23 protein-coding genes are annotated in these 26,687 nt (G+C 40.4%); 10 read left to right on the forward strand and 13 right to left on the reverse strand.

The window, feature by feature from the left end; all coding sequences use genetic code 11:
- Positions 1–132: 132 nt before the first annotated feature.
- The 6 genes from E3D81_RS05445 (at position 133) to E3D81_RS05470 (ending at position 5,476) form a co-directional block, all read left to right on the forward strand.
- A complete protein-coding gene (locus tag E3D81_RS05445; protein WP_134776724.1) occupies positions 133–1,164 on the forward strand; it encodes a pirin family protein in 1,032 nt (343 codons plus the stop codon).
- 547 nt (positions 1,165–1,711) lie between these two features.
- Complete coding sequence (locus E3D81_RS05450) at positions 1,712–2,449, forward strand: class I SAM-dependent methyltransferase (protein WP_099366354.1); 738 nt, start codon at positions 1,712–1,714, stop codon at positions 2,447–2,449.
- Positions 2,450–2,501: 52 nt separating this feature from the next.
- A complete protein-coding gene (locus E3D81_RS05455; RefSeq protein WP_099366353.1) occupies positions 2,502–3,173 on the forward strand; it encodes a response regulator transcription factor in 672 nt (223 codons plus the stop codon).
- The gene (locus E3D81_RS05460; RefSeq protein WP_134776725.1) at positions 3,173–4,453 is read left to right on the forward strand and encodes a sensor histidine kinase; all 1,281 of its coding nucleotides are present in this window, start codon (positions 3,173–3,175) and stop codon (positions 4,451–4,453) included. Before E3D81_RS05455 ends, E3D81_RS05460 begins: the two co-directional genes overlap by 1 nt.
- An 82-nt stretch (positions 4,454–4,535) precedes the next feature.
- Positions 4,536–4,979, forward strand: coding sequence for a PepSY-like domain-containing protein (locus E3D81_RS05465; RefSeq protein ID WP_134776726.1), 444 nt, complete (start codon positions 4,536–4,538; stop codon positions 4,977–4,979).
- A gap of 50 nt (positions 4,980–5,029) precedes the next feature.
- Positions 5,030–5,476: a PepSY-like domain-containing protein gene (locus E3D81_RS05470; RefSeq protein ID WP_099366350.1), complete on the forward strand. Its 447-nt coding sequence runs from the start codon at positions 5,030–5,032 to the stop codon at positions 5,474–5,476.
- Between the two features lie 297 nt (positions 5,477–5,773).
- On the opposite strand, the gene E3D81_RS05475 is transcribed toward E3D81_RS05470, so the two are convergent.
- Complete coding sequence (locus E3D81_RS05475) at positions 5,774–6,670, reverse strand: flagellar motor protein MotB (protein ID WP_099366349.1); 897 nt, start codon at positions 6,668–6,670, stop codon at positions 5,774–5,776.
- A gap of 282 nt (positions 6,671–6,952) precedes the next feature.
- Between E3D81_RS05475 and E3D81_RS05480 the strand changes: the two genes are divergently transcribed.
- Complete coding sequence (locus E3D81_RS05480) at positions 6,953–8,263, forward strand: DEAD/DEAH box helicase (RefSeq protein WP_099366348.1); 1,311 nt, start codon at positions 6,953–6,955, stop codon at positions 8,261–8,263.
- 169 nt (positions 8,264–8,432) lie between these two features.
- Here E3D81_RS05480 and coaD read toward each other — a convergent pair whose 3' ends face one another.
- The 3 genes from coaD to E3D81_RS05495 are packed head-to-tail and all read right to left on the reverse strand — an operon-like array spanning position 8,433 to position 10,246.
- On the reverse strand, positions 8,433–8,906 hold the full coding sequence (coaD, locus tag E3D81_RS05485; protein WP_134776727.1) for a pantetheine-phosphate adenylyltransferase: 474 nt from the start codon (positions 8,904–8,906) through the stop codon (positions 8,433–8,435).
- 27 nt (positions 8,907–8,933) lie between these two features.
- On the reverse strand, positions 8,934–9,470 hold the full coding sequence (gene rsmD, locus E3D81_RS05490) for a 16S rRNA (guanine(966)-N(2))-methyltransferase RsmD (protein WP_134776728.1): 537 nt from the start codon (positions 9,468–9,470) through the stop codon (positions 8,934–8,936).
- Positions 9,458–10,246 carry a DUF3822 family protein gene (locus E3D81_RS05495; protein ID WP_134776729.1) on the reverse strand — a complete coding sequence of 263 codons (789 nt, stop codon included), beginning with the start codon at positions 10,244–10,246 and terminating at the stop codon, positions 9,458–9,460. The genes rsmD and E3D81_RS05495 overlap by 13 nt, the downstream gene beginning before the upstream one ends.
- Positions 10,247–10,319: 73 nt before the next feature.
- On the opposite strand from E3D81_RS05495, the gene E3D81_RS05500 reads away from it, so the two are divergent.
- The 3 genes from E3D81_RS05500 to E3D81_RS05510 all read left to right on the forward strand — a co-directional run bounded on the left by E3D81_RS05500 (position 10,320) and on the right by E3D81_RS05510 (position 14,871).
- Positions 10,320–11,744: an ATP-dependent RecD-like DNA helicase gene (locus E3D81_RS05500; RefSeq protein ID WP_134776730.1), complete on the forward strand. Its 1,425-nt coding sequence runs from the start codon at positions 10,320–10,322 to the stop codon at positions 11,742–11,744.
- 82 nt (positions 11,745–11,826) lie between these two features.
- Entirely contained in the window at positions 11,827–14,316 is a 2,490-nt protein-coding gene (locus tag E3D81_RS05505; RefSeq protein WP_134776731.1) for a S9 family peptidase, read from the forward strand.
- 3 nt (positions 14,317–14,319) lie between these two features.
- Positions 14,320–14,871 carry a hypothetical protein gene (locus tag E3D81_RS05510; protein WP_134776732.1) on the forward strand — a complete coding sequence of 184 codons (552 nt, stop codon included), beginning with the start codon at positions 14,320–14,322 and terminating at the stop codon, positions 14,869–14,871.
- A gap of 15 nt (positions 14,872–14,886) precedes the next feature.
- Here E3D81_RS05510 and ruvB read toward each other — a convergent pair whose 3' ends face one another.
- The 9 genes from ruvB to E3D81_RS05555 all read right to left on the reverse strand — a co-directional run bounded on the left by ruvB (position 14,887) and on the right by E3D81_RS05555 (position 26,668).
- Positions 14,887–15,909 (reverse strand): Holliday junction branch migration DNA helicase RuvB, encoded by a 1,023-nt coding sequence (gene ruvB, locus E3D81_RS05515; RefSeq protein ID WP_134776733.1) that lies wholly within the window; start codon positions 15,907–15,909, stop codon positions 14,887–14,889.
- Position 15,910: 1 nt separating this feature from the next.
- On the reverse strand, positions 15,911–16,645 hold the full coding sequence (locus tag E3D81_RS05520) for a polyprenol monophosphomannose synthase (RefSeq protein ID WP_099367272.1): 735 nt from the start codon (positions 16,643–16,645) through the stop codon (positions 15,911–15,913).
- A 36-nt stretch (positions 16,646–16,681) separates the two neighbouring features.
- Positions 16,682–18,214, reverse strand: coding sequence for a peptide MFS transporter (locus tag E3D81_RS05525; protein WP_134776734.1), 1,533 nt, complete (start codon positions 18,212–18,214; stop codon positions 16,682–16,684).
- A 46-nt stretch (positions 18,215–18,260) separates the two neighbouring features.
- A complete protein-coding gene (locus E3D81_RS05530; RefSeq protein ID WP_134776735.1) occupies positions 18,261–20,054 on the reverse strand; it encodes a peptide MFS transporter in 1,794 nt (597 codons plus the stop codon).
- 98 nt (positions 20,055–20,152) lie between these two features.
- On the reverse strand, positions 20,153–21,730 hold the full coding sequence (locus E3D81_RS05535) for a peptide MFS transporter (protein ID WP_134776736.1): 1,578 nt from the start codon (positions 21,728–21,730) through the stop codon (positions 20,153–20,155).
- 650 nt (positions 21,731–22,380) lie between these two features.
- Positions 22,381–23,259: a sugar phosphate isomerase/epimerase family protein gene (locus E3D81_RS05540; protein WP_134776737.1), complete on the reverse strand. Its 879-nt coding sequence runs from the start codon at positions 23,257–23,259 to the stop codon at positions 22,381–22,383.
- Between the two features lie 24 nt (positions 23,260–23,283).
- Positions 23,284–24,015 carry a (Fe-S)-binding protein gene (locus tag E3D81_RS05545; RefSeq protein ID WP_134776738.1) on the reverse strand — a complete coding sequence of 244 codons (732 nt, stop codon included), beginning with the start codon at positions 24,013–24,015 and terminating at the stop codon, positions 23,284–23,286.
- Positions 24,016–25,332 carry an MFS transporter gene (locus E3D81_RS05550; protein ID WP_134776739.1) on the reverse strand — a complete coding sequence of 439 codons (1,317 nt, stop codon included), beginning with the start codon at positions 25,330–25,332 and terminating at the stop codon, positions 24,016–24,018.
- 40 nt (positions 25,333–25,372) lie between these two features.
- Positions 25,373–26,668 (reverse strand): D-alanyl-D-alanine carboxypeptidase, encoded by a 1,296-nt coding sequence (locus E3D81_RS05555; RefSeq protein ID WP_134776740.1) that lies wholly within the window; start codon positions 26,666–26,668, stop codon positions 25,373–25,375.
- Positions 26,669–26,687 lie beyond the last annotated feature (19 nt).

Below are 26,687 nucleotides of genomic sequence, written 5' to 3' on the forward strand. Positions count from 1 at the left end.
TGCACTTATTTAGCTTAAAACAAGTTGGGTTACTCCTTGTTAACTAGTTACCTACAAGTAAGTCCAACACTTTTTTTGGCCTTATGGACTACTGTTTGATGATATCAAGGAAAACAAAAAAAAGGAAATATCATGAAAGTAAAAAACATAAGCAAAGTAGAAGGAAGATTACCATTACGCGATCCGTTTATTATGGGAGCTTACCATTATGAACTTTATCCGGAAGGAAATGGAAAATTAGGTCCGAAGGCATCATTGGCAGGAAGAAACATCGGTAACGACTTTGATCGTAGCAATCCTTGGCGGATGTACCATGGACAGCAAATCCCAGGTTTCCCTCATCACCCACACCGGGGCTTTGAGATCATCACCATTGTTTCTGAAGGATACGCAGACCACTTTGATTCCAAAGGTTCCAAAGGAAGATATGGGGATGGCGATGTACAGTTGATGAGTGCAGGCGAAGGTGTTCTTCATGCGGAGATGTTCCCATTGATCCATGAAGATAAGCCAAATCCATTACGTTTATTCCAAATCTGGGTAAATATGGCCGGAAAGGATAAATTGACGGAACCAGATTATAAGATGTTATGGAAAGAGATCATTCCGGAAGCAGTTTTGGATCAAGAAGGAAAGAAAGTAAGCATTAAAGTTATCCATGGCGAATATTATGGTGTGAAATCCTTGGGTGCATTGAAACACTCTTGGGCTCGCGACCCTGAGCATCATATGGGTGCGGCGTTAATAGAGATGGAACCAGGAACAGCAATCAACCTAGATGCAGTTTCCAAAACCATGAACCGTTTTGTGCTATATTATGATGGGCAGGATCCTGTGGAAATGGCGGATTATAAGGTTCAGCCAAACCACATGGCTGATTTGGGAGGTGATGAAGAAATCTGGATCAAAAATACAGGATCTGGCATTGCGAAGTTGTTGATCTTAGAAGGTGAACCTATTGGTGAGCCGGTTGCAGCCTATGGGCCATTTGTTATGAATACTGAAAAAGAATTGCAGGAAGCTTTTAATCAATACCGCAGAACAGAATTTGGCGGTTGGCCATGGGGCGGTGAAGAGCAAGATTTAGTACACGCGAAAGATACAGGACGCTTTGCAAGTTATGATTTTGATAAGGTGATTGATAAGCCTGAGGAGGTTAAATAAAGCTTTTTAATGGTGGATTGCCATGAAATTGTCAGTAAAGAGGATTTTTTATTAAAATTTTAGTTAAGTATGTTTTTCGGCACAGAACTTGAAATATACTTATCAAATTTCATAATTTAGGTTAATAATTGGTTAGTTAAGACTCCTGGAGCTCCCCGCTTCAGGAGTTTTTTTATGGTTTGCTTCGTGGTGAAAGCATAGTGAAAGTATACTTAAAGTATGTAAAATGTATGCTTCATATAGTTTCTTGTTACTTTACCCTTGCTTTAAACATGCTTAAAGGGCGATTCTAACCCAAATTCAAACTTATTTTGAAGGGTCAGGTGGGATACGAGGTCGAGGAAATGGTTAATTTATGTTAAGATTGGATGGTTAGTGGGCTGATTTTGAATTGTATGTGTAATTATAAATACTTTGGCACGAAGATTGAAATATGTTTTGCTCATAATTTAGGTTAATAATTGGTTAGTTAAAAACTCCTGGAGCTCCCCGCTTCAGGAGTTTTTTTTATATTCATGGCCAGAATCAATTACCATATCTAAAAAAAATGAATATATACGATCCAGCATTTGTCAAAAAGCTTTTCAATCAAATGTCTTCTTCCTATGAAAGAATGAATTATATTACTTCATTCGGATTTAGTATTCGTTGGAGAAAACAATTTATAAATGTGTTAGCTGAAAACAATGACCCTATCCAAGTAATTGATATCTTATCTGGTTTAGGTGAAAACTGGAACTTATTGTTGAAAAAATATCCTAACGCCACTTTTTATGCATTGGATTTTTCAGAAGAAATGCAAAGGAAAGCAAAAGCTAAGGGAGATAAACTTTTCTCCGGAAAATTAAAGACATTTACGGAAGATGTACTTAACAATTCGCTGCCCGCAAACAGTTTTGATATTCTTACCTGTGCATATGGCCTAAAAACATTCAATAAAGATCAACTGAACCAATTGGCCTTAGAGGTCTCCCGAATCTTAAAGCCAGGAGGAAAATTTAGTTTTGTGGAAGTTTCCAAACCATCTAACCCTGTTTTGAACTTTTTCTATGGATTTTATTTGGGAAAATTAATTCCAATCCTTGGTAAATTATTCCTCGGCAATCCCAGTGATTACCGTATGCTGTGGATTTACAGTAAGAACTTCGGCGATTGTAAATTTGTTCAAGAAATATTCCTACACCATGGATTAGAGGTAAACCTCAATAACTATTTTTACGGTTGTGCTTCAGGCATCTCAGGTACTAAAAAATATTCCCAAATCTTTCCAGAATTAAGCGCTTAACTTGCCAAAGTATTCACCTTGGTTTTAAAAAAGAATAACATACCTTTAAAAAATGAAGATCCTGATCATAGAAGATGAAATAGACCTACTTCAAAACAGTAAAGAGTTTTTGGAAGCGGAGAATTTTTTGGTAGAAACGGCCATGGATTATCCATCTGGCCTTGAGAAAGTAATGAACTACCAATACGATTGTATCTTACTGGACATCATGATCCCTGGCGGATCAGGATTGGATATCCTTAAACAAATGAAAGCGGCAAATCGCAAACAGGCCGTACTCATACTATCTGCAAAAGACTCCGTAGCAGATAAAGTGCTGGGATTAGAGATCGGGGCGGATGATTACCTGGCAAAACCCTTCCATTTTGCAGAGCTACTGGCAAGGATCAAATCCATTATCCGCAGAAATGCGCAGGAAGGTTCTTCCCTACTTACCTATAAGAACATTACGGTGGATCCTGAAAACCGGATTGTTCGTATTGCCGACAAGACACTATCATTCAACAGAAAAGAATTTGATATGTTATATTACTTTCTGTTGAGGCCAAATAAATTATTAGAAAAAACCACCTTGGCAGAAGCCGTCTGGGGTGATCATGCAGATCAGGCAGATAATTTGGATTTCATCTATTCCCAGATAAAAAATATTAGAAAAAAATTAAAGGATGCCGATGCCGAAGCTGATATCCAAGCGGTCTACGGTGTAGGTTATAAACTCGTATAATGGCAATATCCGTTAAAAATTACACGAATCGATACCTGGTTCTAGCCATTTTGGTCATTATGGCCATTTGGGCTTTATTGTTCTATGCCCTCCTCATGGATGAGGTATATGACAATGTAGATGATGGACTGAAGAATCAAAAAATCGAGATCATTCGGGAAGCTTTTAAAGATCCTTCGGTAATAACGGATAATAAAACCTATGGCATCAATCAATTTATCATCCGGGAGGTAGCGCCAAGGGAAGATTTGGACAAAAATCATTTTTCCAGAAAATTGATCTACATGCCCTATGATGAAGAAGATGAACCTTATCGCATCCTAAGTACCGGATTTTTCAGCAAAGATGGGAAAGCTTATGAGCTGGAAATACGCACATCTACTGTAGAAGAAGACGATTTCCTGATCAATTTAGCGATTTCTTTATCCGTATTATATATAGTGATTGTCTTAAGCATAATCATCATCAACCATTTTGTCCTGCGGAATGCCTGGAAACCGTTTAAAGAAACGCTCCGCAACCTGAGTCAATACCGTTTTGGGGAATCAAAAAGTTTTCAACCGGTAAAAAGCCAGGTTAAGGAATTCGAAGAGCTCAATCTGCAGATCGCCAAAATGATCGATCGGAATGAAATGGTCTTTGAAGATCAGAAAAGGTTTCTGGAAAATGCCTCCCATGAGCTACAGACCCCTTTGGCAGTGAGTATTGGTAAAATGGAGCTTTTATTGCAGGATGAAGCATTCAACGAATCCCAATTGAAAAAATTAGCTGAAGCGAAGCAATCCCTTCATCGGATGGTAGGTTTGAACAAATCCTTATTAATGCTTTCCAGAATTGAAAACCACCAATATAATCAAACCGAAAAAATAGATTTCAATGCATTAACGAAGAATCTGCTGGAAGAACTGGAAGATATTTATACGTACAAGGAAGTCCAGGTTTCCTTGGAAGATAAGGGTATATTTTTAGCGGATTGTAACCCGGAACTAGCACAAATATTGATCGGCAATCTGCTCAGAAATGCGATCAAATACAATAAACCCCAGGGACAAATTCAGGTTGTTTTTTCGGAAAGGACTATCCGTATTGCTAATGATAGCCTGGGAGAAGCACTAAATCCGAAATACATTTTCGAACGATTCCATAAAGGCACACAGGATAGTACCTCCAATGGATTAGGTTTATCCATCGTGCAATCCATCTTGGAGAAATATCCATATTTAACGATTCAATATCAGTTTATTCACAATCAACATGTTTTTGATTTAATAAAAAATTAAAAATTATTTCATTTTACTTCCGTATTCCCAATTCTTTCCCAAATTGATATAGACCTTTGATTCAAATCATAAGAACAAAGACATGAAATCAATAACAAAAATCAGTATGATCGCAGCAATGCTTGTTGCATCATTTAGTGCATCGGCACAGAAAAAAGTATTGGAATTTAATCAACTACCAAAAACGGCTCAATCATTTGTGAATACACATTATAATAAGGGTCAAATTTCCTTGGTGAGTTCTGAAAAAGAAATGCTTTCGGGTATGGAATACAAAGTTGTCCTACAAAATGGGACAGAGATTGAGTTTGATCAAAAAGGAAACTGGACAGAAGTGGATGCAAAACAAAAATCAGTTCCGCAGGCTATTATTCCAGCTTCTATAATGAATTATGTTCGCAAAAGTTTTCCAAATAATGAGGTTGTTCAATTGAAAAAGGAAAGGAATGGATTTGAGGTGGAATTGACCAGCGGATTGGACCTGGAGTTCAATAAAAAAGGAGAATTTGTAAGAATCGATGACTAATAATTCATCGTTAGAAATTAAAAAATTGATAATAAAAAATTAAACATAACATGAAAAAATTACTATTTACATTAACTGCTATATTGAGTTTTGGGATTTTGTTTATTTCCTGTGATAAGGAGGAAGTTATTCAAGCGGACCAATTACCGAAAGAGGCCAATACCTTTTTAAATACGCACTTTAATGGGGTGAAAATCCTTCAAGTGGAGAAAGAAAAAGAAGCTTTATCAGGAACAGAGTATAAAGCAATTTTGGCAACTGGTGTTCAGGTGAAGTTTGATAAGAATGGAGATTGGACAGAAGTGGAATCCAATAATAACACGGCAATCAGTACAGGTTTTATCCTTGCGCCGATTGTAAGTTATATTAATGAGAATTATGCGAATTCTGGAATCAAGAGCATTGAAAAGGAAAAGCATGGATTTGATGTGGAATTGGTGAATGATATCGATTTGGTATTCGATAAAGAAGGTAAGTTTTTAAGAGTAGATTTATAAGAGCCTCTGCGTCATTGCGAGGAGGTACGACGAAGCAATCTGTCCGCATGTCATGCTGAGCGTAGTCGAAGCATCTGTTCGTAAGTAGTATTGCAGATCCTTCGACGCTGCTCAGGATGACAATGTTCAAAGATCGCTTCGTTCCTCGCAATGACGTTTGGATTGCTTCGTCGTACCTCCTCGCAATGACGTATGGATCGCAATGACGTATGTATCACAATGACATAACCCATAAAAAAGGCTGTATCAGATATTCTGATACAGCCTTTTAAATATTAAGATTTTAAATAAAAATTCTTACAATCCAGAGGTATCTGCTGCAGATGCATCCGCATCAGAGGTTTCTGGTGCCTGATCAATCAGCTCCATAAATTGATCCAATTTAGGCGTAATTATGATCTGCGTTCTACGGTTTCTCGCTTTACCATCAGCCGAATCATTGCTTGCAATCGGGTTATATTCTCCACGACCACCAGCAGTCAGACGCTTAGGATCTACACCATAGGTATTCTGTAATGCCTGTACAACAGAAGATGCACGTAAAGTACTTAGATCCCAGTTATTTCTAATATTGGTTTTCGAAATAGGATCTGTATCGGTATTACCTTCGATCAACACATCATACTCTCTGTAATCCTGGATGATCTTAGCAATTTTGGATAAGGTCTCCCCTGCACGATCAGAAATTTCATAACTTCCTGATTTGTACAACATATTATCCGACAAGGAAATATAAACCACACCTTTCAATACTTTCACATCCACATCGCGTAATTCTTCACGGCTTAATGAACGGGTCAAATTATTCGTCAACACCAGATTAAGGGAATCACTTTTGTTTTTGGTGTTCACCAAATGCTGGATATATTTATTGGAAGCGTTGATTTCATCCACCAATTTGGAAATATTGACATTTCCCTGAGTGTTTTGGTTGATACTATTATCCAAAGTGGATTGCAGTTTTGCCAATGCCTCCCGAAGACCTGCATTGGTTTTACGCTCCTGTTCCAACTGTTCTTCTAAACTGGTAACACGGGCTCTACTTTCGGCAAGCTCCACTTGACTTTTTTGATATTGCGCACTCAAGTCATTATACTGAGCATCCAATGCCTGGTATGTTTTTTTACTTACCCCACAGGAGGAAATAAAAATAAGCGACATGAGGAATAAGGGGATACTGATTCTTTTTATCATAACACGTAATTTAATTATAAAATTCAATAGCTCCTACAAGATAAGCAAAAGCGGTGCCTTTATCTGTTAAGTTAATTTTAAAAATAAAAATTAAGCCAATTCTATTAATAAAAAAACTCCTGAAGCGGGGAGCTCCAGGAGTTTTAACTAACCAATTATTAACCTAAATTATGAGCTAAATAGTATTCAATCTCCGTGCCGAAAATGAAATGACCTCTCCTTTGTTAACATTATTTAACGAATATCCCCTGCCTATCCAATAAATTATGATAATTTTGCAGCATGCAACAGGAAAAATCATATATCGATAGATTAGGAATAGAGGCGCTGAACCCCATGCAGGAGGCTGTAGTGAGTCAATTTGACGACACACGAGATTTTATTCTGCTCTCCCCTACAGGTTCTGGAAAAACGTTGGCCTTCTCCTTAATCCTGATGCAATTGCTGAAAAAATACCCTATCCAGGCTTCTTCGGCGCTGATTGTAGTACCTACCAGAGAACTGGCACTTCAGATCGAATCGGTTATCCGAAAGATGGATAATACTCTTTCCTTGGTTTGTTTATACGGTGGAAATGATAACCGTATGGAGAAAAACAAGCTTAAGGAAGGTCCTTCCCTGATCATAGCTACTCCTGGTCGATTGATCTACCACTTGGAAAGAAGACCTGATCTGTTAGAAAACTGCCATACCCTGATCCTGGATGAGTTTGATAAATCCTTGGAATTAGGATTTTCTGAGCAGATTTCTTACATCATCAACAGCTGTAGGAACATCAAGCACCAAGTGATGACATCGGCGACCGATGTAACCGACAAGCCTAATTTCATCCAGCTTAATGATCCCATTAAATTGGATTTCTTGAACAAGGAGGCATTAATCCCGAGTTTGGATTACCATAAGGTGGAGGTGTCCAGCAAAATGAAATTGGAAGGTCTCTTTAAATTGATCTGTAAGATTGGTGCTGAGCGGATCTTGGTTTTCTGTAACCATCGCGAAGCCGCAGAACATATTTCTGAACTATTGGAAAGCAAAGGAATCGATAGCATCCCTTATCATGGTGGATTAGATCAATTTTTCCGTGAGCTAGCTATATTAAAAATTAAGAATGGTAGCCAATTGATATTGGTAACTACGGATTTGGCCTCTAGAGGTCTTGATATTCCGGATATGAACCATGTGGTGCATTATCAGTTCCCACCTAAGGAAGAGGATTTTATCCATAGAAATGGTCGCGCTGGGAGAAACCAACAGGAAGGACATGTTTATGGGGTATTAACGACGGAGGAAAGAGTACCGGTTTATTTTCAGGATGTTCCGGTGATGGAGTTGAATGAGTTCTACCCAATCCCAGAACCTCCGAAATACCAAACTATTCGTATAACGGCCGGAAAACGCCAAAAAGTAAATAAGATTGATATCGTTGGTTTTATTCTGAACCTGGGAGATTTTAAAAAGGAAGACCTTGGAATGATCGATGTAAAACCCAATGAATCTTATGTAGCTGTTAGTAGAGCTATTGCAAGAGAGGTTATTAAGCTAGGATCTAATGGTAGGATCAAAGGCCAGAAGGTAAGGTTGAATTTAATTTAAGGAGTTTATTTCCGCGTCATTGCGAGGTCTCCGTCATTGCGAGGTCTCCGTCATTGCGAGGCCTTCGTCATTGCGAGGAACGAAGCAATCTTTCGATAAGTGTAAAGATTGCTTCGTCGTACCTCCTCGCAATGACGCCAAAAATCTATCATCTATCATCTATAATCTATCATCTATCATCTAAAATAAACCCAAACACCTCCTCCGGAACCAACCCTCTAATATCCCCTTTATTCTTCCAGATATCCCTAACAATCGTAGACGATATATGCGCTTTCCCTGATCTACTCACCAAAAAATAAGTCTCCACCTCCGGTGCCAAAATCAAATTGTTCTGCGCAATGATATTCTCATAATCCAGATCCGTATTATTACGTACTCCCCTTAAAATAACAGTCGCTCCAACCTCCCTACAAAAATCTACAGTCAATCCCTGATAAAAACCCACCACAATTTTCTCATTTCCAGCATAAAGCTTAGAAATGGCTGCTTTGCGGGTTTCCACATCCATCATGCCCACTTTGGAACTATTGATCCCAATGGCTACATAAATCTTATCAAATAACGGTAATGCACGTTCGATCAGATCGTGGTGTGCAATAGTATAAGGATCAAAAGACCCTGGAAAAACTGCGATTCTCATTATGCTAGGCTATTTATAATAAGTTTTTTATACTAGGCTATAAAAACTAAATGACGAGTTTCCGTATTGCCGTTGCTCCACAAAATTGGGATGGGCGGCCATTTTTCTACTCGTTGGGTGTTCAACAATCAATAATCCCCCTGAATTTAACAAATTGTTTTCAAAAACATAAGTAGGGAGCATCGGCAACTGACCAATATCATAAGGTGGATCCGCAAAAATCAGATCATAAGTACCCTTCGCTGATTTGATGAATTTAAATACATCTGCTTTCCGAGCTTTGATCTGTGTTAGATCCAATTTCTTCGCCGTATCCGTTATGTACATCACACATTTACCATGCAGATCAATCGCATCAACCGACTTTACCCCTCTCGACGCTAATTCAAAAGAAATATTTCCAGTTCCAGCAAAAAGATCGAGACAATCCAAGTCGTCAAAATCCAGTTTATTGTTCAGGATATTGAATAAGGCTTCCTTGGCTAGATCTGTAGTCGGACGAACCGGTAAATTCTGTGGTGGATTTAAACGTAATCCTGCAGCCTTTCCTCCTATAATGCGCATTTTGGTAATTCTAAAAGGTAACTATCTGCCAACCCGGAAGGTAATTCATCCAATAAAGATAATGCCTGCTGCGAACTAATACCCTTTACCTGATGGCCATATTCTGCCAATTTTCCAATATATGGGCTTTCAGCGTTCATACTGCTGTACAGAACCTTGCTCACCTTTCCATCGATGCCAAATACTTGGAAAAGATGAAGCACATAATAACTGAGATCTTCTTCAGAATATACTTCAAAACTATTATATAGCTTGAACTGCCCATTGATGAACAAAAACAAATCCACCACTTGTTCATGGAATACAACACCCAATACCTCGCCTTGTAGCGGAATATGAGGTCTTGCCTGCATCAGGTTCAATTTAAATTCCGGGATAAATTGGGCTTGCGGGAACAAGGATCTCCAACGTTGCTCCAACAACACATCATATTGATAAAAAGCCTGTGCTTGAAGGAAATCCAAGGAAACCGATTCAGCTTTTCTTCCTGGATGTTCCATAAAATCCTGGTATTTCTCTACATCCTCCATATCATAGAGATCATTCGGAATGAATGTCAGGTTATTATGCGGGATACTCACATAGACCTTCTGAAAAGGAAGACTCAAAATCTTTAAAGCCTCTTCGCTGGGACTATTGCTTTCATACTTCATGTAAACCAACAATTGTCCTTCGTAATCAACCACATATAATATGTCATGGTTAAAATTCGCCTGAACGATTAATTGATATTTAGCAATATATTGTAAGTGAAATTGTGACGACGTATAAATCATGCTTTTGCAGATGCTTTAATCACAAAAATAGTTTTTAAAATTGGTTTGACCAACCTTTTGAATAACTTTGGATGTGCAAGTGAAAAATCACCTCTTACAGCAATTCCATCATCAACCGACAAAACAACAGGAAGAAGTTTTCGGCTTGTTGGCTGATTTTTTGCATACCTTTTCCTCCGACGCCTGCTTTATTCTAAAAGGATATGCCGGTACGGGAAAAACATCCATCATCTCGGCATTGGTCAAAATATTGCCAAAAATACAGAAGCGATCGGTATTGCTGGCTCCTACAGGTCGGGCGGCAAAAGTAATGAGTGCTTATTCCGGCAGAACAGCCTTGACCATCCATAAAAAAATCTACCGCAAGAAAAACGCAGCAAGTATTGACCTTAATTTCGGCTTAGGTGATAATACACATGAAAACACATTATTCATTGTGGACGAAGCATCTATGATCAGCAATGAAGGAGCAAGTATGTTCTCTTCCGGACTGCTTCATGACCTCATACAATATGTGCAATCGGGGGAAAACTGCAGTTTGATGTTGGTTGGAGATACCGCTCAGCTCCCTCCCGTTGGATTGGAAGAAAGCCCTGCACTAAATCCCGAATACATGAATGGGGAATTTGGATTGGGTATTTTCACCTACGAACTAACTGATGTCGTTAGACAGGATAAAAATTCGGGAATCCTTTTCAATGCTACCCGGATCCGGAATGAAATCCGCTTGGACGAGGAGTTTGTGGAGTACAGTTACCCACAATTTGTGACCAAATCTTTTAAGGACATTTACAGGATGAATGGTGAAAGGCTGATCGAAGGCCTACATTATGCCTATGATAAATATGGCATTGAGCAATGCATGGTCATCTGCCGATCCAACAAATCCGCCAATCTATATAATCAACACATACGCAACCAGATCCTTTTTCGGGATGAGGAGATCACGGGTGGGGATCAGATCATGGTGGTTCGCAACAATTATTATTGGCTGCAGGAGAATGATGAAAAGAGCCAAGGATTCATCGCCAATGGCGATATGGCGATCATCAAAAAAGTAAGTAATGTACATGAAATGCATGGTTTTAGGTTTGCTGACCTCTACTTGGAGTTCATGGACAACAATGAAGGCGACGCCATCCGATGCAGGGTCCTGCTGGATAGTCTCTATGTGGATTCCCCTAATCTTCCCTACGATCAGCAGCAAAAACTTTACGAAAGCATCTCCAAAGATTACGAAGATATACCAGTCAAAAAATACCGGATGGAGGCGATCAAAAAAGACCCCTACTACAATGCCTTACAGATTAAATTTGCCTATGCCATTACCTGTCATAAAGCCCAAGGGGGGCAATGGCCTTTGGTATTCGTGGATCAAGGCTATATGACCGATGAAATGTTGACAACCGAGTTTATGCGCTGGCTGTACACGGCTTTGACCCGGGCAACGAAAGAATTGTTCCTCGTGAATTTCAACGAAAAATTCTACGAAGAATAGCAAAAATAATACAGAATATACTTCCTTATCCCCTTAGAAAGCAATATTTTCGCTGAAACCAAATAATTTCCATTAATATAAAATGAAAAAATCATTATTAGGCTTTTTGATGCTCTGTTCCGTATGGACTTTCGCTCAGGAAAAAAGCACCTTGGCCAAACCAAATTACCAATTGGCGGCAAAATACTCTCCTTCCCGATTGAGTACCATGATCTACTCCACAGAAGTAAATCCTAACTGGATTAATTTCGGTGAAAAATTCTGGTACGAATACCGTACTTCCGCTGGAAAAAAATGGTACTTGGTGGAACCTGCCTCCAGACGCAAACAGGAACTATTTGATGGATCTGAAATGGCTGCTAAGATCACTTCTATCGTTAGAAACCCTTTCGATGCACAACACTTAGATATTAGAAACCTGCGCTTTATGGAAAAGGACGAGAACCTGATCCGTTTTGAGGTACAGAGCACATTAGATACCGTAAAATCCAAAGAGGAAATCAAGAAACTGACCAATAAAAGCGATACCATAAAGAAAAAGCTTTTCCACTTTGAATATAACATCAACACCAAAAACCTGAAGGAAATCAGTGATACGACCAAAGAAAAAGGACGTGTTTTCTGGGCGAATTTCAATCCGGATACCACCAAGGTTTTCTATGCCAAGAACTTCAACCTATACTGGATGGATTATGCGAACTACCTAAAAGCCCAAAAGGATGAAAAAGATAGTACCATAGTAGAGCATCAGATCACCACGGATGGTGTACAATACTATGCTTGGGGTGGAGATGAATATTCCGTAACCAGCGGCGATAAGAAATCCGAAGACGAGGAAAAGAAAAAAAGAAAACCAGTTTGGATCAATTGGTCCCCTGATGGCCGTTATTTTACTTTAACCCGTAAGGATAATAGAGAATACAACGCATTGTGGGTGATCAATAATGTAGGTGGCAAACGCCCTACCCTGGAGACCTATAAATACCTGATGCCAGGAGAAACGGATTCTACCGAAGTAGAACTTTACCTTTTTGATGCAGCTAGCTTGAAACCTAGACAGATCAATGTGGCTAAATTCAAGAACCAGACGATCAGCACCTGGAGCAAGGACCGTTCGAAAGCAAACTATAAAGGAAAGCATTACATCAACTACTGGTTGGGAACGAATGAGGAATTCTACATTGCACGTTCTAGCCGCGACTTAAAACGTATTGATCTGGTGGCTGTCAACGTGAATGGTTCGACAAGAACCTTGGTGGAAGAACGCTCTAATGTGTATTTGGACATCAAAAAACCACAGTTCATCAATAATTACAGCCAGTTTATCCATTGGTCTCAACGCGATGGATGGGGTCACTTCTACCTATACGACAATCAGGGGAAATTGATCAATCAGATCACCAAAGGAGATTTCCATTGTGATGAATTGACCAGCTATAATGAAAATACAGGAACCCTATTCTTCAAAGCGAACGGTGTGGATAAGAAATTAGATCCTTATTATACCCATTACTATTCGGTGAACAAAAACGGGTCTGCATTCAAATTATTGACTCCTGGAGATTTTGACCATCAAGTATTAGCTTCCGAAAGCGGAAATTACTTTGTAGACAACTTTTCGAGAGTCAATACGGCTCCTGTTTCCAACCTATACAGTGCATCGGGTCAATTTATCATGAAATTAGAGGACGCTGACCTTTCCCAATTGATGGCATCGGGCTACAAATTCCCGGAACCCTTCAAGGTAAAGGCTGGGGATGGCATCACAGACCTATATGGGGTGATGTACAAGCCTTTTGATTTCGATTCGACCAAGACCTACCCGATCATTGAATATGTGTACCCAGGGCCTCAAACAGAGGCTGTGAACAAAAGCTTCGGCAGAAGTATGGACCGTGTAGACCGTTTGGCGCAGATGGGATTCATCGTGATCTCCGTTGGAAACCGTGGAGGACACCCTTCCCGCTCAAAATGGTACCACACCTATGGCTACGGAAACCTTCGTGATTATGGATTGGAGGATAAAAAAGTGGTGGCGGAGCAATTGGCCAATAAATATTCCTTCATCGATATAGACCGTGTTGGAATTACCGGTCACTCTGGTGGTGGATTTATGTCTACGGCAGCCATGTTGGTTTACCCGGATTTCTTCAAGGTAGCCGTTTCTGGAGCTGGAAACCATGAGAACAACATCTACAACCGTTGGTGGAGCGAAAGACACCATGGAATCACTGAAAAAGTGAACAGTAAAGGTGATACGTCTTTCAATTACCAGATCGATCGCAACTCGGATCTAGCGAAAAACCTAAAAGGTAAATTATTGATCGTTACGGGTGATATCGATAACAACGTGCATCCGGCAAACTCCATTCGCATGGTTGATGCCTTGATCAAAGCCAATAAGCGTTTCGATTTCTTATTGTTACCTGGACAGCGCCATGGTTTTGGGGATATGACGGAATACTTCTTCTGGAGGATGGCAGATTATTTCAGCCAACACCTATTGGGTGAGTCCAAAATGAATGAAGTGGATATGACCGAAATGAATCGAGATAAACCCATCAAAAGATAATTGATGTTTACCCAAAAACATCAACGGCAATCGGAGGCACTATTACAGTATGGTGCCTCTGATTTCTCTTTAGCCTTATTGAAAGAGATTCCCTTTCTGGATCTTGCCCAGCTCAGTGTAAATTTGGATCATCCTAAAGTAGCCTTTCGCGCGGCTTGGGCGTTGGAACATATCGTATTGAAGAACACTTACCTGATCGAGGAGCACCAGGGATTACTTATTCAAAATTATTGCTTTTCTAACAACTGGAGTGTGTTAAGGAGTTATTCCAAGATCATGATGTGGATGACCTCCAAGGCCAACCAATCCTTTGATTTAACGGAAGTAGAAGAGGAAAGTATCATTGAAAAGACCTTTCAGATCGTAGAAGATGCCTCCTGCCCTGTAGCTGTCCTGGTCAACGCCTTTGATATCCTATTCCAATGCATCCCCAATCATCCCTGGCTAGCGCAGGAACTTAAGCTGCAAATAGAACTACAATTGGAAAAAGAAGCATCAGCTGCCTTGAAAAGCCGAGGAAATAAGCTTTTGAAAGCATTGAGCAAAATAAAGTAGTAGTTTTCTAAGCGATTAAAAAAGAGTATTTCCTTTTGGGTAATTGGTTTTTCCCAAATGACGGAAAGCCAGTTCCGTACATTCCCTTCCCCGCGAAGTACGCATCAGGTATCCTTCCTGGATCAAGAAAGGTTCATAAACCTCCTCAATAGTACCTTCATCTTCCCCAACAGCAGTTGCAATGGTCTTCAAGCCTACCGGACCTCCTTTGAATTTATCAATGATGGTCATCAGGATCCGATTATCCATTTCATCCAAACCATGCTCATCCACATTTAGGGCATTCAAGGCAAACTGGGCAATGGCTTTATCAATGGAACCATTTCCTTTGATCTGGGCAAAATCCCGGGTTCTTCGCAGCAGTGCATTGGCAATACGAGGGGTACCCCTACTCCTACGTGCAATTTCATAAGCTCCTTCTTCGGAGATTGGAACTTTAAGGATGATGGCTGATCGCATCACGATATCCGTCAATAATTTGGAATCATAGTATTGTAAGCGGGAATTGATACCGAAACGCGCGCGTAATGGGGCGGTAAGCAATCCCGAACGGGTGGTTGCACCGACTAAAGTAAATGGATTCAAGGAAATCTGCACGGAACGCGCATTGGGCCCTGTTTCCAGCATGATATCGATTTTGAAGTCCTCCATGGCAGAATATAAATATTCTTCCACCAAGGGGCTTAAACGGTGTATCTCGTCGATGAATAGAATGTCTCCCTCATCCAAACCGGTTAATAGTCCGGCAAGATCCCCGGGTTTATCCAATACCGGACCGGAAGTTATCTTGATGCCCACCCCCATTTCATTGGCGATGATATGGGATAAGGTGGTTTTTCCAAGTCCTGGAGGGCCATGTAGCAATACATGGTCCAATGCCTCCCCACGAAGCTTGGCTGCCTTCACAAAGATCGACAGATTTTCCAATATCTTAGCCTGACCAGTGAAATCATCAAAGGTTTGGGGGCGCAGTACGCGCTCCAGATCTTTGTCGGTCGTTGATAGACGCTCCGGATTTGGGTCAAGATTCTCGTTCATGCTATTGTTTATAATCTTTAAAAAATGAATTGACCTTCATTTGAATCACGCCGAAGAATGCTTCTTTAAAGATCTTAGTACTCATTTTTGAGGTGCCTAAGGTACGGTCTGTAAAGATGATCGGAATTTCGACCACATTAAAACCATACTTGATCGCCGTAAATTTCATCTCGATCTGGAAGGCATAGCCTACAAATTTCACTTTGTCCAGCGGGATGGTCTCCAACACTTTCCTGCGGAAACAAACAAACCCTGCGGTCGCATCCTGGATGTTGATGCGGGTAATGAGACGCACATAGGCTGATGCAAAATAGGACATCAAGACCCTGTTCATGGGCCAGTTGACTACATTTACGCCTTTGATATAACGCGAACCTATCGCCATGTCGGCTCCCCCATGCATGCAGGCTTCCCGCAAGCGGATCAGATCATCAGGATTATGGCTGAAGTCGGCATCCATCTCAAAAATGAATTCATAGCTTCGCTGTAGAGACCATTTGAAACCATGTATATAGGCTGTACCTAATCCTAATTTACCTTTTCGCTCTTCCATGAAGAGCTTACCGGCAAATTCGGATTCTTGTAATTTCCTGACGATGTCGGCTGTTCCATCCGGCGAACCATCATCTACGATCAATACATGGAAGTCTACCTCTAGCGAGAATACTTTTCGAATAATACGTTCAATATTTTCCTTCTCGTTATAGGTAGGAATGATTACTATGCTATCTGACACAAGCTAATTTTTGATGGTGTAAAGTTAAGCAAAATATTAATTAACCCCGTGCATCAATTTCTTGATCATAGGCGACAATAAGATCAATATGACCCCTGCAATTAACGCATATAATCCCAATTGTTTATAGCCATCTGTATAAGTAATCAATTTATCCATTAAGGAATCTCCTTCTCTAGCTTCTGCCATGTTCGCTCCGATCAAACCGGCCACATACTGTCCATAGGCACTCGCCAAGAACCACATCCCCATCATGATTCCCTGTAATTTTGCAGGCGATAATTTCGTCATGATGGATAGTCCGATTGGCGATAGACATAATTCCCCTATGGTAATCACCAATAAGGCTAAAGTAAAGATATCCAAGGAAGTCATTCCTTCTACCGCAAAGAACCTGGTTGCATACAGCACATAAAAGCCTAAACCAAGGAATACAAATCCCAATCCGAATTTGATGATGGTATTGGGTTCAATCTTGCGGGCAGCCAAATAAAGCCATAGCATCCCAAATAAAGGTGCCAGGAAGATGATAAATAGTGCTCCTCCGGAGTTATTTACCCCATTTGGATCTAAGGTCACTGTTCCGCCAAGGATGGTATCGTTCAGATTATGAGCCGCAAAAATACTTAGGGAACCCCCACTCTGCTCATAGATTCCCCAGAAAATTACCGAGAATAGGATAAAGATCAAGGCAGCGATCAACTTGTGTCGCTCGATCTTATCCACTTTCGACATTTCGTAGAACAGGTAGATCAAAGTCAATGGACCAATGATGTACATGAAATAATCGGTGTATTCCGTTTTGGAGACCATGATCTGGATCAATGGCACAAAGATCAAGGTACTTGCATAGACCGCATATTCCACCCATTTTGGTAATGGTTTAGATTTCACGATGGCATCGGGATGTCCAGGTTGAAGACCGATCGGCCCCAATTGTTTTTTGGTGAAGTGGAAATTGATCAAACTGATCAACATCCCTACCGCTGCCAATCCGAAAGCTACATTCCAACGGTGGGCCACATCGATGACCGAACTAAGCATATAGCCTTTCCCGATTGCGACACAGATATAGCCGCCCAAGAAAGCGCCTAAATTGATTCCCGCATAGAATAAAGAAAAACCACCATCGCGCCTATTATCACCGTCTTTGTACAGTTCACCCACCATGGTAGAAATATTCGGTTTGAAGAAGCCGGTTCCGATGATGATGAAAGCCAATCCGAAAAAGAAGAACTGATGCGTATCGATCGATAAAAGAACGGATCCGATGATCATCAAGATCCCGCCAAACACCAGCGATTTACGGAATCCTAGGATCTTATCGGCAAACAAACCACCGATAAAGGTAAAAGCGTAGACGAAAGCCTGGGTAGCCCCATATTGTAGATTGGCCTCTTTTTCCGCAAAATTCAGTTGGGTGATCATAAAGAAAACCAACATACCGCGCATCCCATAAAAACAAAATCTTTCCCACATCTCGGAAAAGAATAAGCTCCAGATCTGTTTTGGATACTTGCCTTCGAAGTTCTGGATTTCCTCCAGTGTTTTTTGTCCTTCTGTATTCATTGTATGATATTAAAATGGGGCTTATTGCTAAGCCCCTTATTATTTTTTATTTCACTCCGTGCATCAGTTTTTTCAGGACTGGATTCAGTGAGATCACGATTAATCCGGCCACGATAGGCACGATGGTAAAGATCAAGAAAAATGTACTCAAAGAGTATTGTTTGGTAATCACCTCAATTTGTCCACCAAGGATGGCTGCCAATTTATTACCAATGGCAATGGCCAGGTACCACATACCGAACATAAATCCGATCATGCGCGCTGGTGCTAATTTGGACACATAGGATAATCCTACCGGCGATAAACAAAGCTCGCCCAGGGTATGGAACATATACGCCAATACCAACCAGATCATGGATACTTTAACACCTTCTTGGATTCCATTGGCACCGAATGCCAATAGACCAAAACCGATTGCCATGATGATCAATCCCAAACCATATTTCACCGCTGCCGGTGGATTGTATTTGGAATCCCACACTTTAGAAACAAAGTTGGCAAAAGTAATGATGAAGAAAGAGTTCAGAATAGAGAACCAAGAAACGGTAATTTCTGAAGCTTCCGCAGTATATTCACGGTACAACATCCAGATCGCAATACCCCAAACTCCTGCGAAACAGATAAACTGAACCACATTGGATAGCAGTGCTTTTCCGAAGGTTTGTTTCGTCAATTTAGCGACCACATAGGTGATCAGGATTAATGGAACAACGGTCAATAAAGTATTTACGGTATTGAAGATGGTCAATGAATTACCTGATAATGCCCTATCTACATTATCTCTGGCGAAAATCACCAAAGAAGAAGCACCTTGTTCAAAGGACATCCAGAAGAAGATGACGAAGAAAGCAAAGATGATTACAGCAATCAATCGATCACGAACTACTCGTGTATAGCGCGATAAACGGGAAATCACCACAAATAAGAATAACACCAACGCCGAGATGATGGCAACGTTCTGTCCGGCAAAATCACCGATCTGAAGGCTGGAGAACACATCGAATCCTGCGATTTTGGAAAGCGGGTCATTGATGGCATATCCTAAACCTAAAATGGTCATAACAACGATCAGAATGGTATCCAGTTTGGTGAATGGATTAGGTTTATCATCAGGATTGGTACTTTCAGCAGTTAATTTTTTAGCAGCTTCTTTTTGTTCTGCTGTAGGCGGATCTCCTACTTTACCAAAGATGGGTTTGGCGAACCAGAACTGTAAAGTTCCTAGGAACATAAAGATTCCTGCAAGACCAAAACCCCAGTGCCAACCTATTTTTTCTGCCAAATAACCACAAAGCATCATTCCGAAAAAGGCTCCTGAGTTTACCCCCATGTAAAAAATGGTATAGGCACCATCTTTTTTCTGCGGGAACTTCTTGTACATTTCCGAAAGAATGGAAGTCATGTTCGGTTTAAAGAAGCCTGTACCCAATACCAAGGCCCCAAGACCTAAATAAAGGAATAAAGGGGTATCAAAAGCCATGAACAAGTGTCCAAGGGTCATGATGGCGGCACCAATAACCACAGCCATCCGATAGCCTAAATATTTATCGGCCAAGATACCTCCAAAAATTGGAGAGATATACAATAACATGGCGTAGGTACCATAAAGTGCACCCGCTTGAACTGGATCCCAACCCCATCCTGAGAATGGACTTCCGGATATAATGGCACTTGTTAAGAAGTTGATCAATAAGACGCGCATTCCATAAAAGGAAAAACGCTCCCACATCTCCGTGAAGAATAGAACAAATAATCCTGATGGATGGCCTAAAACCAGGCTCCCATCAATGCCTTCTTTTTCTAACTCTTCCGAAAATGAAGCTTCTGAAATATTACTCATATTTGGTTATTATTTTTTTAAGACCCGTAAAATTAAAATAAAAAGCCGAATAGTAAAACTATTCGGCTTTGTATAATTGTTTATACAATTAAATCTATTTAATTGATGCCATGCATCATTTTCTTCAGTTTACCATTGAAAATCAATAATAATAAGGCTACTGCAACTGGAAGAGCCGCAATAATCAGGAAGAAGGTAGACATGGAATATTTTTCTACGATATGGTCGATGTACGATCCGGTTTTACCAGCGATAAAGTTGGCAATTGCCGAAGCGGTGAACCAAAGACCGAATAATAGACCTGCAAATTTCTTAGGAGAAAGCTTACTTACATAAGATAAACCTACTGGAGAAACACATAATTCACCGGTAGTATGGAAGAAATAGGCTAAGATCAACCAGATCATGCTCACAGAAGCTGTTTTTGCTCCTTGTGGGATGGACATCGATCCGTATGCCAAGGCCACGAAACCAACGGCTACCAAAATCAATCCGAAGGCAAATTTAACGGGTCCTGATGGATTCCAAACCTTTTCCCATAGTTTAGAGAAGGATGATGCCAACGTAATGATGAAGAAGGAATTCAGGATCTGGAACCAGGAAACAGTTACTTCTGTTTGCGCTAGGTTAAATTCTCTATATACTTTCCAGAAACCTAATGCCCAGATAATGGCAAAGGAAATTGCTGTAGCAATTACGGTCATCGGATACCGATCATAGATCTTTTGCGAAAGCTTGAACAATACCCAAGTAACGATCAGGATTGGGAAAATGGTTAATGCCGCATCTACCCATTTGAATATTTCGCCTGCATTACCATCCAATAAACGTTGGGTATAGTCTTTCGCGAAGATGGTCATGGAACCACCAGCTTGCTCAAAAGCAAAGAAAAAGAATACCGAAGCAAGCATTAAAACTGCAACAACCACCAAGCGGTCACGAACGATGTTCTTAGGCGTCTCTTCTTCCTCGATAGCTTCCAATTTCTCTTCTACATGTACTGTACCTGGTTTTTCGCCGATCTTACCGAAGATCTTCTGCGCAAAATAGAACTGAACCATACCAAAGAACATGAAAACACCCGCTAATCCAAAGCCATAGTGCCATCCTACTTTTTCTCCGATATAACCACATAATAACATCCCTAAGAAGGCTCCACAGTTGATTCCCATGTAGAAAATGGTATAACCAGCATCTTTTTTCATACTGGTATCTGGATATAATTGCCCTACCATGGAAGAGATATTTGGTTTGAACATACCATTACCTAGTATCATTAATACCAGACCCAGGTAAAAGAAATTGGCAGAGATATGTTCAAAGGCCATTGCGGCATGACCTAAGGTCATGATCAATGCACCTATAAGGATCGCTTTGCGATATCCTGTTAATTTATCGGCGATCATACCACCGACTAACGGTGTAAGATAAACAAGACCTGTGTACCATCCGTAAAGCTCCATGGCTTCTTGGTTAGTCCATCCCCATCCTTGTTTGGCGACTTCGGTAATTAAAAAGACAGTTAATAATGCCCGCATTCCGTAATAACTGAAACGCTCCCACATTTCGGTGAAGAAAAGGACAAATAAACTGGCTGGGTGTCCCATAACCATCTTATCGTCAACCCCTTGCTTGGAAAGGTGCTGGACCAATGCTACATCGTTCTCTTGATTCATTTGTTCAAACTAATTTGTGTAAATATTAGATTATTAAAAGATTATTATTTTTAAATACTTGATTATGTTTTTACTGTATTCTTGAATATGATTTTATGTTATTCTCGAATATGTTCATTGTATTCTTGAATCTGTTATTGATTAAATTCTTGAATATTAAAACAAAATAATTTGTTGGTAATAGCTTATTAAAAGAATATAATCGGAATATTATTTTATTCAATAAGCAAATAAACAAATTTTTATTCAAAATTTGAAGACTAGCTAAAAAAGAAAAGGTCCAATTTTAGCATTGGTAATCGCATTTTTACGTAGGACGCTGGAGGATTGGGAAAGTTTAAACGGGATGGTTGATTAGGTGGTAATTTGCTAAGGGAATGAGGGTTAAAATAGGAATTTGGAAATTCGTCATTGCGAGGATTTCCGTCATTGCGAGGAACGAAGCAATCTCTTTAACGTCATTGCGAATCTTTAATCGTCATTGCGAGGAACGAAGCAATCTTTCTTTTTAGCGATGCTATCTTTCTTCCTGTCATCCTGAGCGTAGTCGAAGGATCGTTACGGTTGTATACGAACAGATGGTTCGACTGCGCTCACCATGACATGGGTAAAGATTGCTTCGTCGTACCTCCTCGCAATGACGGGGGTTCCTATTTAAACCGCTCTAATAAAGCTTTAGTCTTCTTAATCCCTTCATCTTCCGAAATCTTATCTCCTTCAAACTCAATACCTACCCAGCCTTTAAATCCTGATTTCTTCACGATATCCATCATTCTTTTATAATCAATACCTGTATCATTACCCTGCTCATCAAAGAAATGCGATTTCGCACTCACTCCTTTTGCATACGGCATCAAATCCGCCACACCCTGATAACGATCATATTCATAGAAATTACCAAAATCAGGTAAACTTCCACAGTTCTTCTTACCAACGGTCTTCAACACATCCGATAACCAATCACCATGCGATGAAATCCCGCCATGGTTTTCCACAATAACCGAAATCTTACCTTTTTTACCATAATCCGCCAAAGAAGACAAACTTTTCACCACCTGCGCTTTCACCTCTTCTTTTGTACCCTGACCCGCCGCATTAACACGAACTGCATGGCATCCCAAGAAATGCGCAGCATCGATCCACTTATGGTGATTCTCAACAGCCGCTAAACGCTTCGTTTCATCACGGTCTCCCAAGTTTCCTTCGCCATCGATCATAATCAACACATTCTTCACACCATTATCTTTTGCACGGTTATTCAAATCCTTTAAGTAAGTCATATCCTTTGCTTTATCCTTAAAGAACTGATTTACATATTCAACTCCGTAGATACCAAAATTCTTCGCTGTATACTCTGGAAAATCAATATTTTTCAAATCACCTTTATTGATCTTACGGTGAAGTGACCACTCTGCTAATGAAATGTTGAACCAATCTTTTTTGGCTGCAAATAAATCCAAACTTGGCGCCATGGTAATACCTGCTGCTGCCAGTCCTAGATTTCTTAAAAACTCTCTTCTTGAATTCATAGTCATAATATAATAATGTTTCTTTTAAATATTTGCCCAGCCTGATGTGAGCACATCCACCAAATGCATGGTCTTTATGGGCAAATTATGTTTTTCGATATAGGCTTGAAGTTGTAATAAACAAGATGAATCTGTAGATATGATATACTCGGCTTTTACGGCCATCGCATTCTGCACCTTCTGCTCTGCCATCGCGGAAGAAATACCATCAAACTTCACTGCAAAAGTACCTCCAAATCCGCAACATGTTTCCTGATCGCGCATTTCCACGATCTCCAACCCGCCAACATGGCTTAATAAGCGACGAGGTTCCTCCTTGATCTTGCACTCCCGCAAGGCCGAACAAGAATCATGGTAAACGGCTGTCCCAATCAGTTCAGCACCGAAATACTCCTTCTTCAACACATTGACCAAGAAATCCGATATCTCAAAGATATTACGTTGGATGGACCGGCAACGGTTATGTTCCATGGAATTGGTGAATAGGTCATCATATCCTCCCCTTACCATTCCCGTACAGGAGGCAGATGGGGATACAATGGGATATTCGTCCTGGAAATCCTTCAGAAACTTCTGACCGATAATCTTCGCATCGTCCCAAAAACCTGCATTATAAGCAGGTTGACCACAACAGGTCTGTTCAGTGTTGTACATCACCTCGCAGCCTGCTTTTTCCAATAATTTAACGGTATTAAATGCTGTTTCTGGGTATAGTTGATCGATGAAACAGGGTATAAACAATTCTACCTTATTCATTTATTTTTTTATAATCTGTAATTTATTAAATTTTAGAACAGGAAACAACAAGAAAAACCCGATTAAGAAGAAAACCCCTAATGAAAGGGCAGAATAACGGATATTATTGGTGATCTGTTCAATTATGCCAAAGCTCAATAGACCGATGACGATAGCAAATTTCTCCGCCACATCATAAAAACTGAAGAAGGAAGTGGTATCCTCGATATCTGTTGGGATAAGCTTCGAATATGTGGACCTGGAGAGCGACTGTATCCCACCCATCAGCAATCCGACCATAAAGGCCATCATATAGAAATGGTATTCATTGGCCATGAAATAGGAAGCACCACAGATCAGGATCCATAAGAATACGACCACCATCAGTACCTTGATGTTTCCAAATTTCTTTGCAAAAACCGACATGATATAGGCGCCACCAATGGCAACGATCTGGATCAAAAGAATCGAAGCGATCAATTTATCAGCTCCCAGGTTCAGTTCCTTTTGGCCAAAGGCTGCCGCCACAATAACCAAGGTCTGAATACCCATGGCATAGAAAAAATAAGCCGGCAAAAACTTCTTGATGGCAGGGATTTGTTTGATCTGCGCTAATACACCTGTAAATTCTGTCTTGACCTTTTGGAAAAACGGCATTCTCTCCTTTCCGACCGAAGGCCGATTTCTTGGCAAGAACCGAAATGGAATCTGCGAGAAAAGTACCCACCACAATCCAACCAACAGGAAGGATAATCGTGCAGGAAGCGATGGATCGGTAATTCCGAACCATTCAGGTTTAAAAATAAAGACAAAACAGATGATCTGCAGGGTTACACAGCCCACATAGCCATAAGCAAAACCTTGTGCGCTGACCCTATCTTGTTGATCTGGCGTGGCAATGATCGGTAAATAGGAGTTATTGAAAGCTACTCCGCCAATATAGCCCATTGCGGCCAAGGAAAAGCAGATGATCCCCCATTCCAGGGTATCGATCTTGAAAAAGAATAGCCCCATACAGGCAAATGCGCCCAGATAGGTAAACAGCTTCATGAAGAACTTACGTTTTCCGGCAGCATCCGAATAAGCTGAAATAAAAGGTAAACTCAAGGCCATGATCAGATAGGAAACCGATAAGGCAAAATTGGATAAAGCGGTATTCACGAATTCAAAGCCAAAAAAAGAAACGGTTGTACTACCCGTTTCTGCATTTTTAGTTATCGTGGTGTAATAGACTGGAAAGATGGTGGAATTGATCACCAAATTATATGCTGAGTTTGCCCAATCAAACATGGACCAGGAGCGGATCAGCCTTTTGTCGTTCTTTTTAAAGATCTTCATATTTTTTCCATCGCTAATATACCAAATAGATTTTTAGGGATTAATAATTTTCATAGATATAGCTGATCACACGTACCATCTCCTTACGAACCGGAGAAGCCGAACCCATATAATTATTGTTCAGGAAAGAATAGGCCAAACGCTTACCCTTCTTGGTTTTAATAAATCCACTCTGGCAATGTACGCTGTTGATGGTTCCTGTTTTTGCCCAAACGAAAGGCACACCTCCCGGAGTCGGATACACGCCTTTTAAAGTCCCTTCCACACCACCGGCCGGAAACAGGAACAATTTGGCAGCATCGTCCTTTACCGCATCGGTTACCAATAAAAGTAACTCCACCATACTTCTCGGTGTTACTTTATTATAGGTAGAAAGCCCGCTCCCATCCCTTAGTTCAATCTGATCCTGAAATAAGGAGTAATAGGTAGTCTGCATATATTTCCGGAGTTCCTCCGTTTGGAATTTGCGATATTTTACAAAAGAAGCCACCATGTTCAATTGTTCCGCCAGGAAATTGTCACTTGGCAGCATCATTTCTCGCAACACCTCTCTTGTTCCGATGGAATAAACGATTTTGGCATCACTAGGCATCGCCAGATTGACATAACCTACCTCTCTTTTCAGCGTATCCTGCAAAAGGTTTAGGAAAAGGGAATCGCTGGTCTTAAATGGTTTTTCGTTTACATATTTAGCAGGCAACGGAAAATTGTTGACCTCGAATTTATTGTTTTCCAATGGGCGATGTATCCTATACCTTGTCACAGTATCCGACAGATGCTGGACATGCTGTTCAAAATAGCTCGGAAACAATCTCAATTGCTTGCCCACCTCCCGAAACTGCACCACATTTCCATAGATCGGAAACACCGTAAGTTCTGGTTGATAATAAAACTCGTAATCTTCTATGCTCCAACCATTTCTATAAGTAGGCTCTTGTACTGGAGATTGACTATAAAACAATTTCTTAGCACTGTTTTTCAGGAATTCGAGAACCTTGCCCCGATCCAATTTACTATGCAGGAAAGTAGGATCTCCCGTACCCCAGAAAACCAAGGAATCTCCACGCTCCACATAGGCTAAACCAGGAATGGAATCCCCGATCAGTTTCAGCGACGTGAACAAGGTAAATACTTTGGTATTGCTGGCAGGTGTAAAATGACGATCCTCCTGATGGCCAAACACAAACTTATGCTCATCCAGATCATACAGGGATACCCCATAATAATGTTTGTTGAGGACTGGCGATAATTGCAATTGGGTGCTAATCGGGGAATAATCTTGGGCTTTGAGGCCAAAACTGATCAGTAGACCAAAAAGGAACAGCAGCTTTCTCATAATCGATTCTTTAGGGTTT

The organism is Sphingobacterium sp. CZ-2 (assembly GCF_004526235.1).
GTDB classification, from domain to species: Bacteria; Bacteroidota; Bacteroidia; order Sphingobacteriales; family Sphingobacteriaceae; genus Sphingobacterium; species Sphingobacterium tenebrionis.

Coding starts and splice junctions, on each gene's coding strand:
- E3D81_RS05445 (WP_134776724.1), top strand. CDS start 133: ATGAAAGTAAAAAACATAAGCAAAGTAGAAGGAAGATTACCATTACGC.
- E3D81_RS05450 (WP_099366354.1), top strand. CDS start 1,712: ATGAATATATACGATCCAGCATTTGTCAAAAAGCTTTTCAATCAAATG.
- E3D81_RS05455 (WP_099366353.1), top strand. CDS start 2,502: ATGAAGATCCTGATCATAGAAGATGAAATAGACCTACTTCAAAACAGT.
- E3D81_RS05460 (WP_134776725.1), top strand. CDS start 3,173: ATGGCAATATCCGTTAAAAATTACACGAATCGATACCTGGTTCTAGCC.
- E3D81_RS05465 (WP_134776726.1), top strand. CDS start 4,536: ATGAAATCAATAACAAAAATCAGTATGATCGCAGCAATGCTTGTTGCA.
- E3D81_RS05470 (WP_099366350.1), top strand. CDS start 5,030: ATGAAAAAATTACTATTTACATTAACTGCTATATTGAGTTTTGGGATT.
- E3D81_RS05475 (WP_099366349.1), bottom strand. CDS start 6,670: ATGATAAAAAGAATCAGTATCCCCTTATTCCTCATGTCGCTTATTTTT.
- E3D81_RS05480 (WP_099366348.1), top strand. CDS start 6,953: ATGCAACAGGAAAAATCATATATCGATAGATTAGGAATAGAGGCGCTG.
- coaD (WP_134776727.1), bottom strand. CDS start 8,906: ATGAGAATCGCAGTTTTTCCAGGGTCTTTTGATCCTTATACTATTGCA.
- rsmD (WP_134776728.1), bottom strand. CDS start 9,470: ATGCGCATTATAGGAGGAAAGGCTGCAGGATTACGTTTAAATCCACCA.
- E3D81_RS05495 (WP_134776729.1), bottom strand. CDS start 10,246: ATGATTTATACGTCGTCACAATTTCACTTACAATATATTGCTAAATAT.
- E3D81_RS05505 (WP_134776731.1), top strand. CDS start 11,827: ATGAAAAAATCATTATTAGGCTTTTTGATGCTCTGTTCCGTATGGACT.
- E3D81_RS05510 (WP_134776732.1), top strand. CDS start 14,320: ATGTTTACCCAAAAACATCAACGGCAATCGGAGGCACTATTACAGTAT.
- ruvB (WP_134776733.1), bottom strand. CDS start 15,909: ATGAACGAGAATCTTGACCCAAATCCGGAGCGTCTATCAACGACCGAC.
- E3D81_RS05525 (WP_134776734.1), bottom strand. CDS start 18,214: ATGAATACAGAAGGACAAAAAACACTGGAGGAAATCCAGAACTTCGAA.
- E3D81_RS05530 (WP_134776735.1), bottom strand. CDS start 20,054: ATGAGTAATATTTCAGAAGCTTCATTTTCGGAAGAGTTAGAAAAAGAA.
- E3D81_RS05535 (WP_134776736.1), bottom strand. CDS start 21,730: ATGAATCAAGAGAACGATGTAGCATTGGTCCAGCACCTTTCCAAGCAA.
- E3D81_RS05540 (WP_134776737.1), bottom strand. CDS start 23,259: ATGAATTCAAGAAGAGAGTTTTTAAGAAATCTAGGACTGGCAGCAGCA.
- E3D81_RS05545 (WP_134776738.1), bottom strand. CDS start 24,015: ATGAATAAGGTAGAATTGTTTATACCCTGTTTCATCGATCAACTATAC.
- E3D81_RS05550 (WP_134776739.1), bottom strand. CDS start 25,332: ATGAAGATCTTTAAAAAGAACGACAAAAGGCTGATCCGCTCCTGGTCC.
- E3D81_RS05555 (WP_134776740.1), bottom strand. CDS start 26,668: ATGAGAAAGCTGCTGTTCCTTTTTGGTCTACTGATCAGTTTTGGCCTC.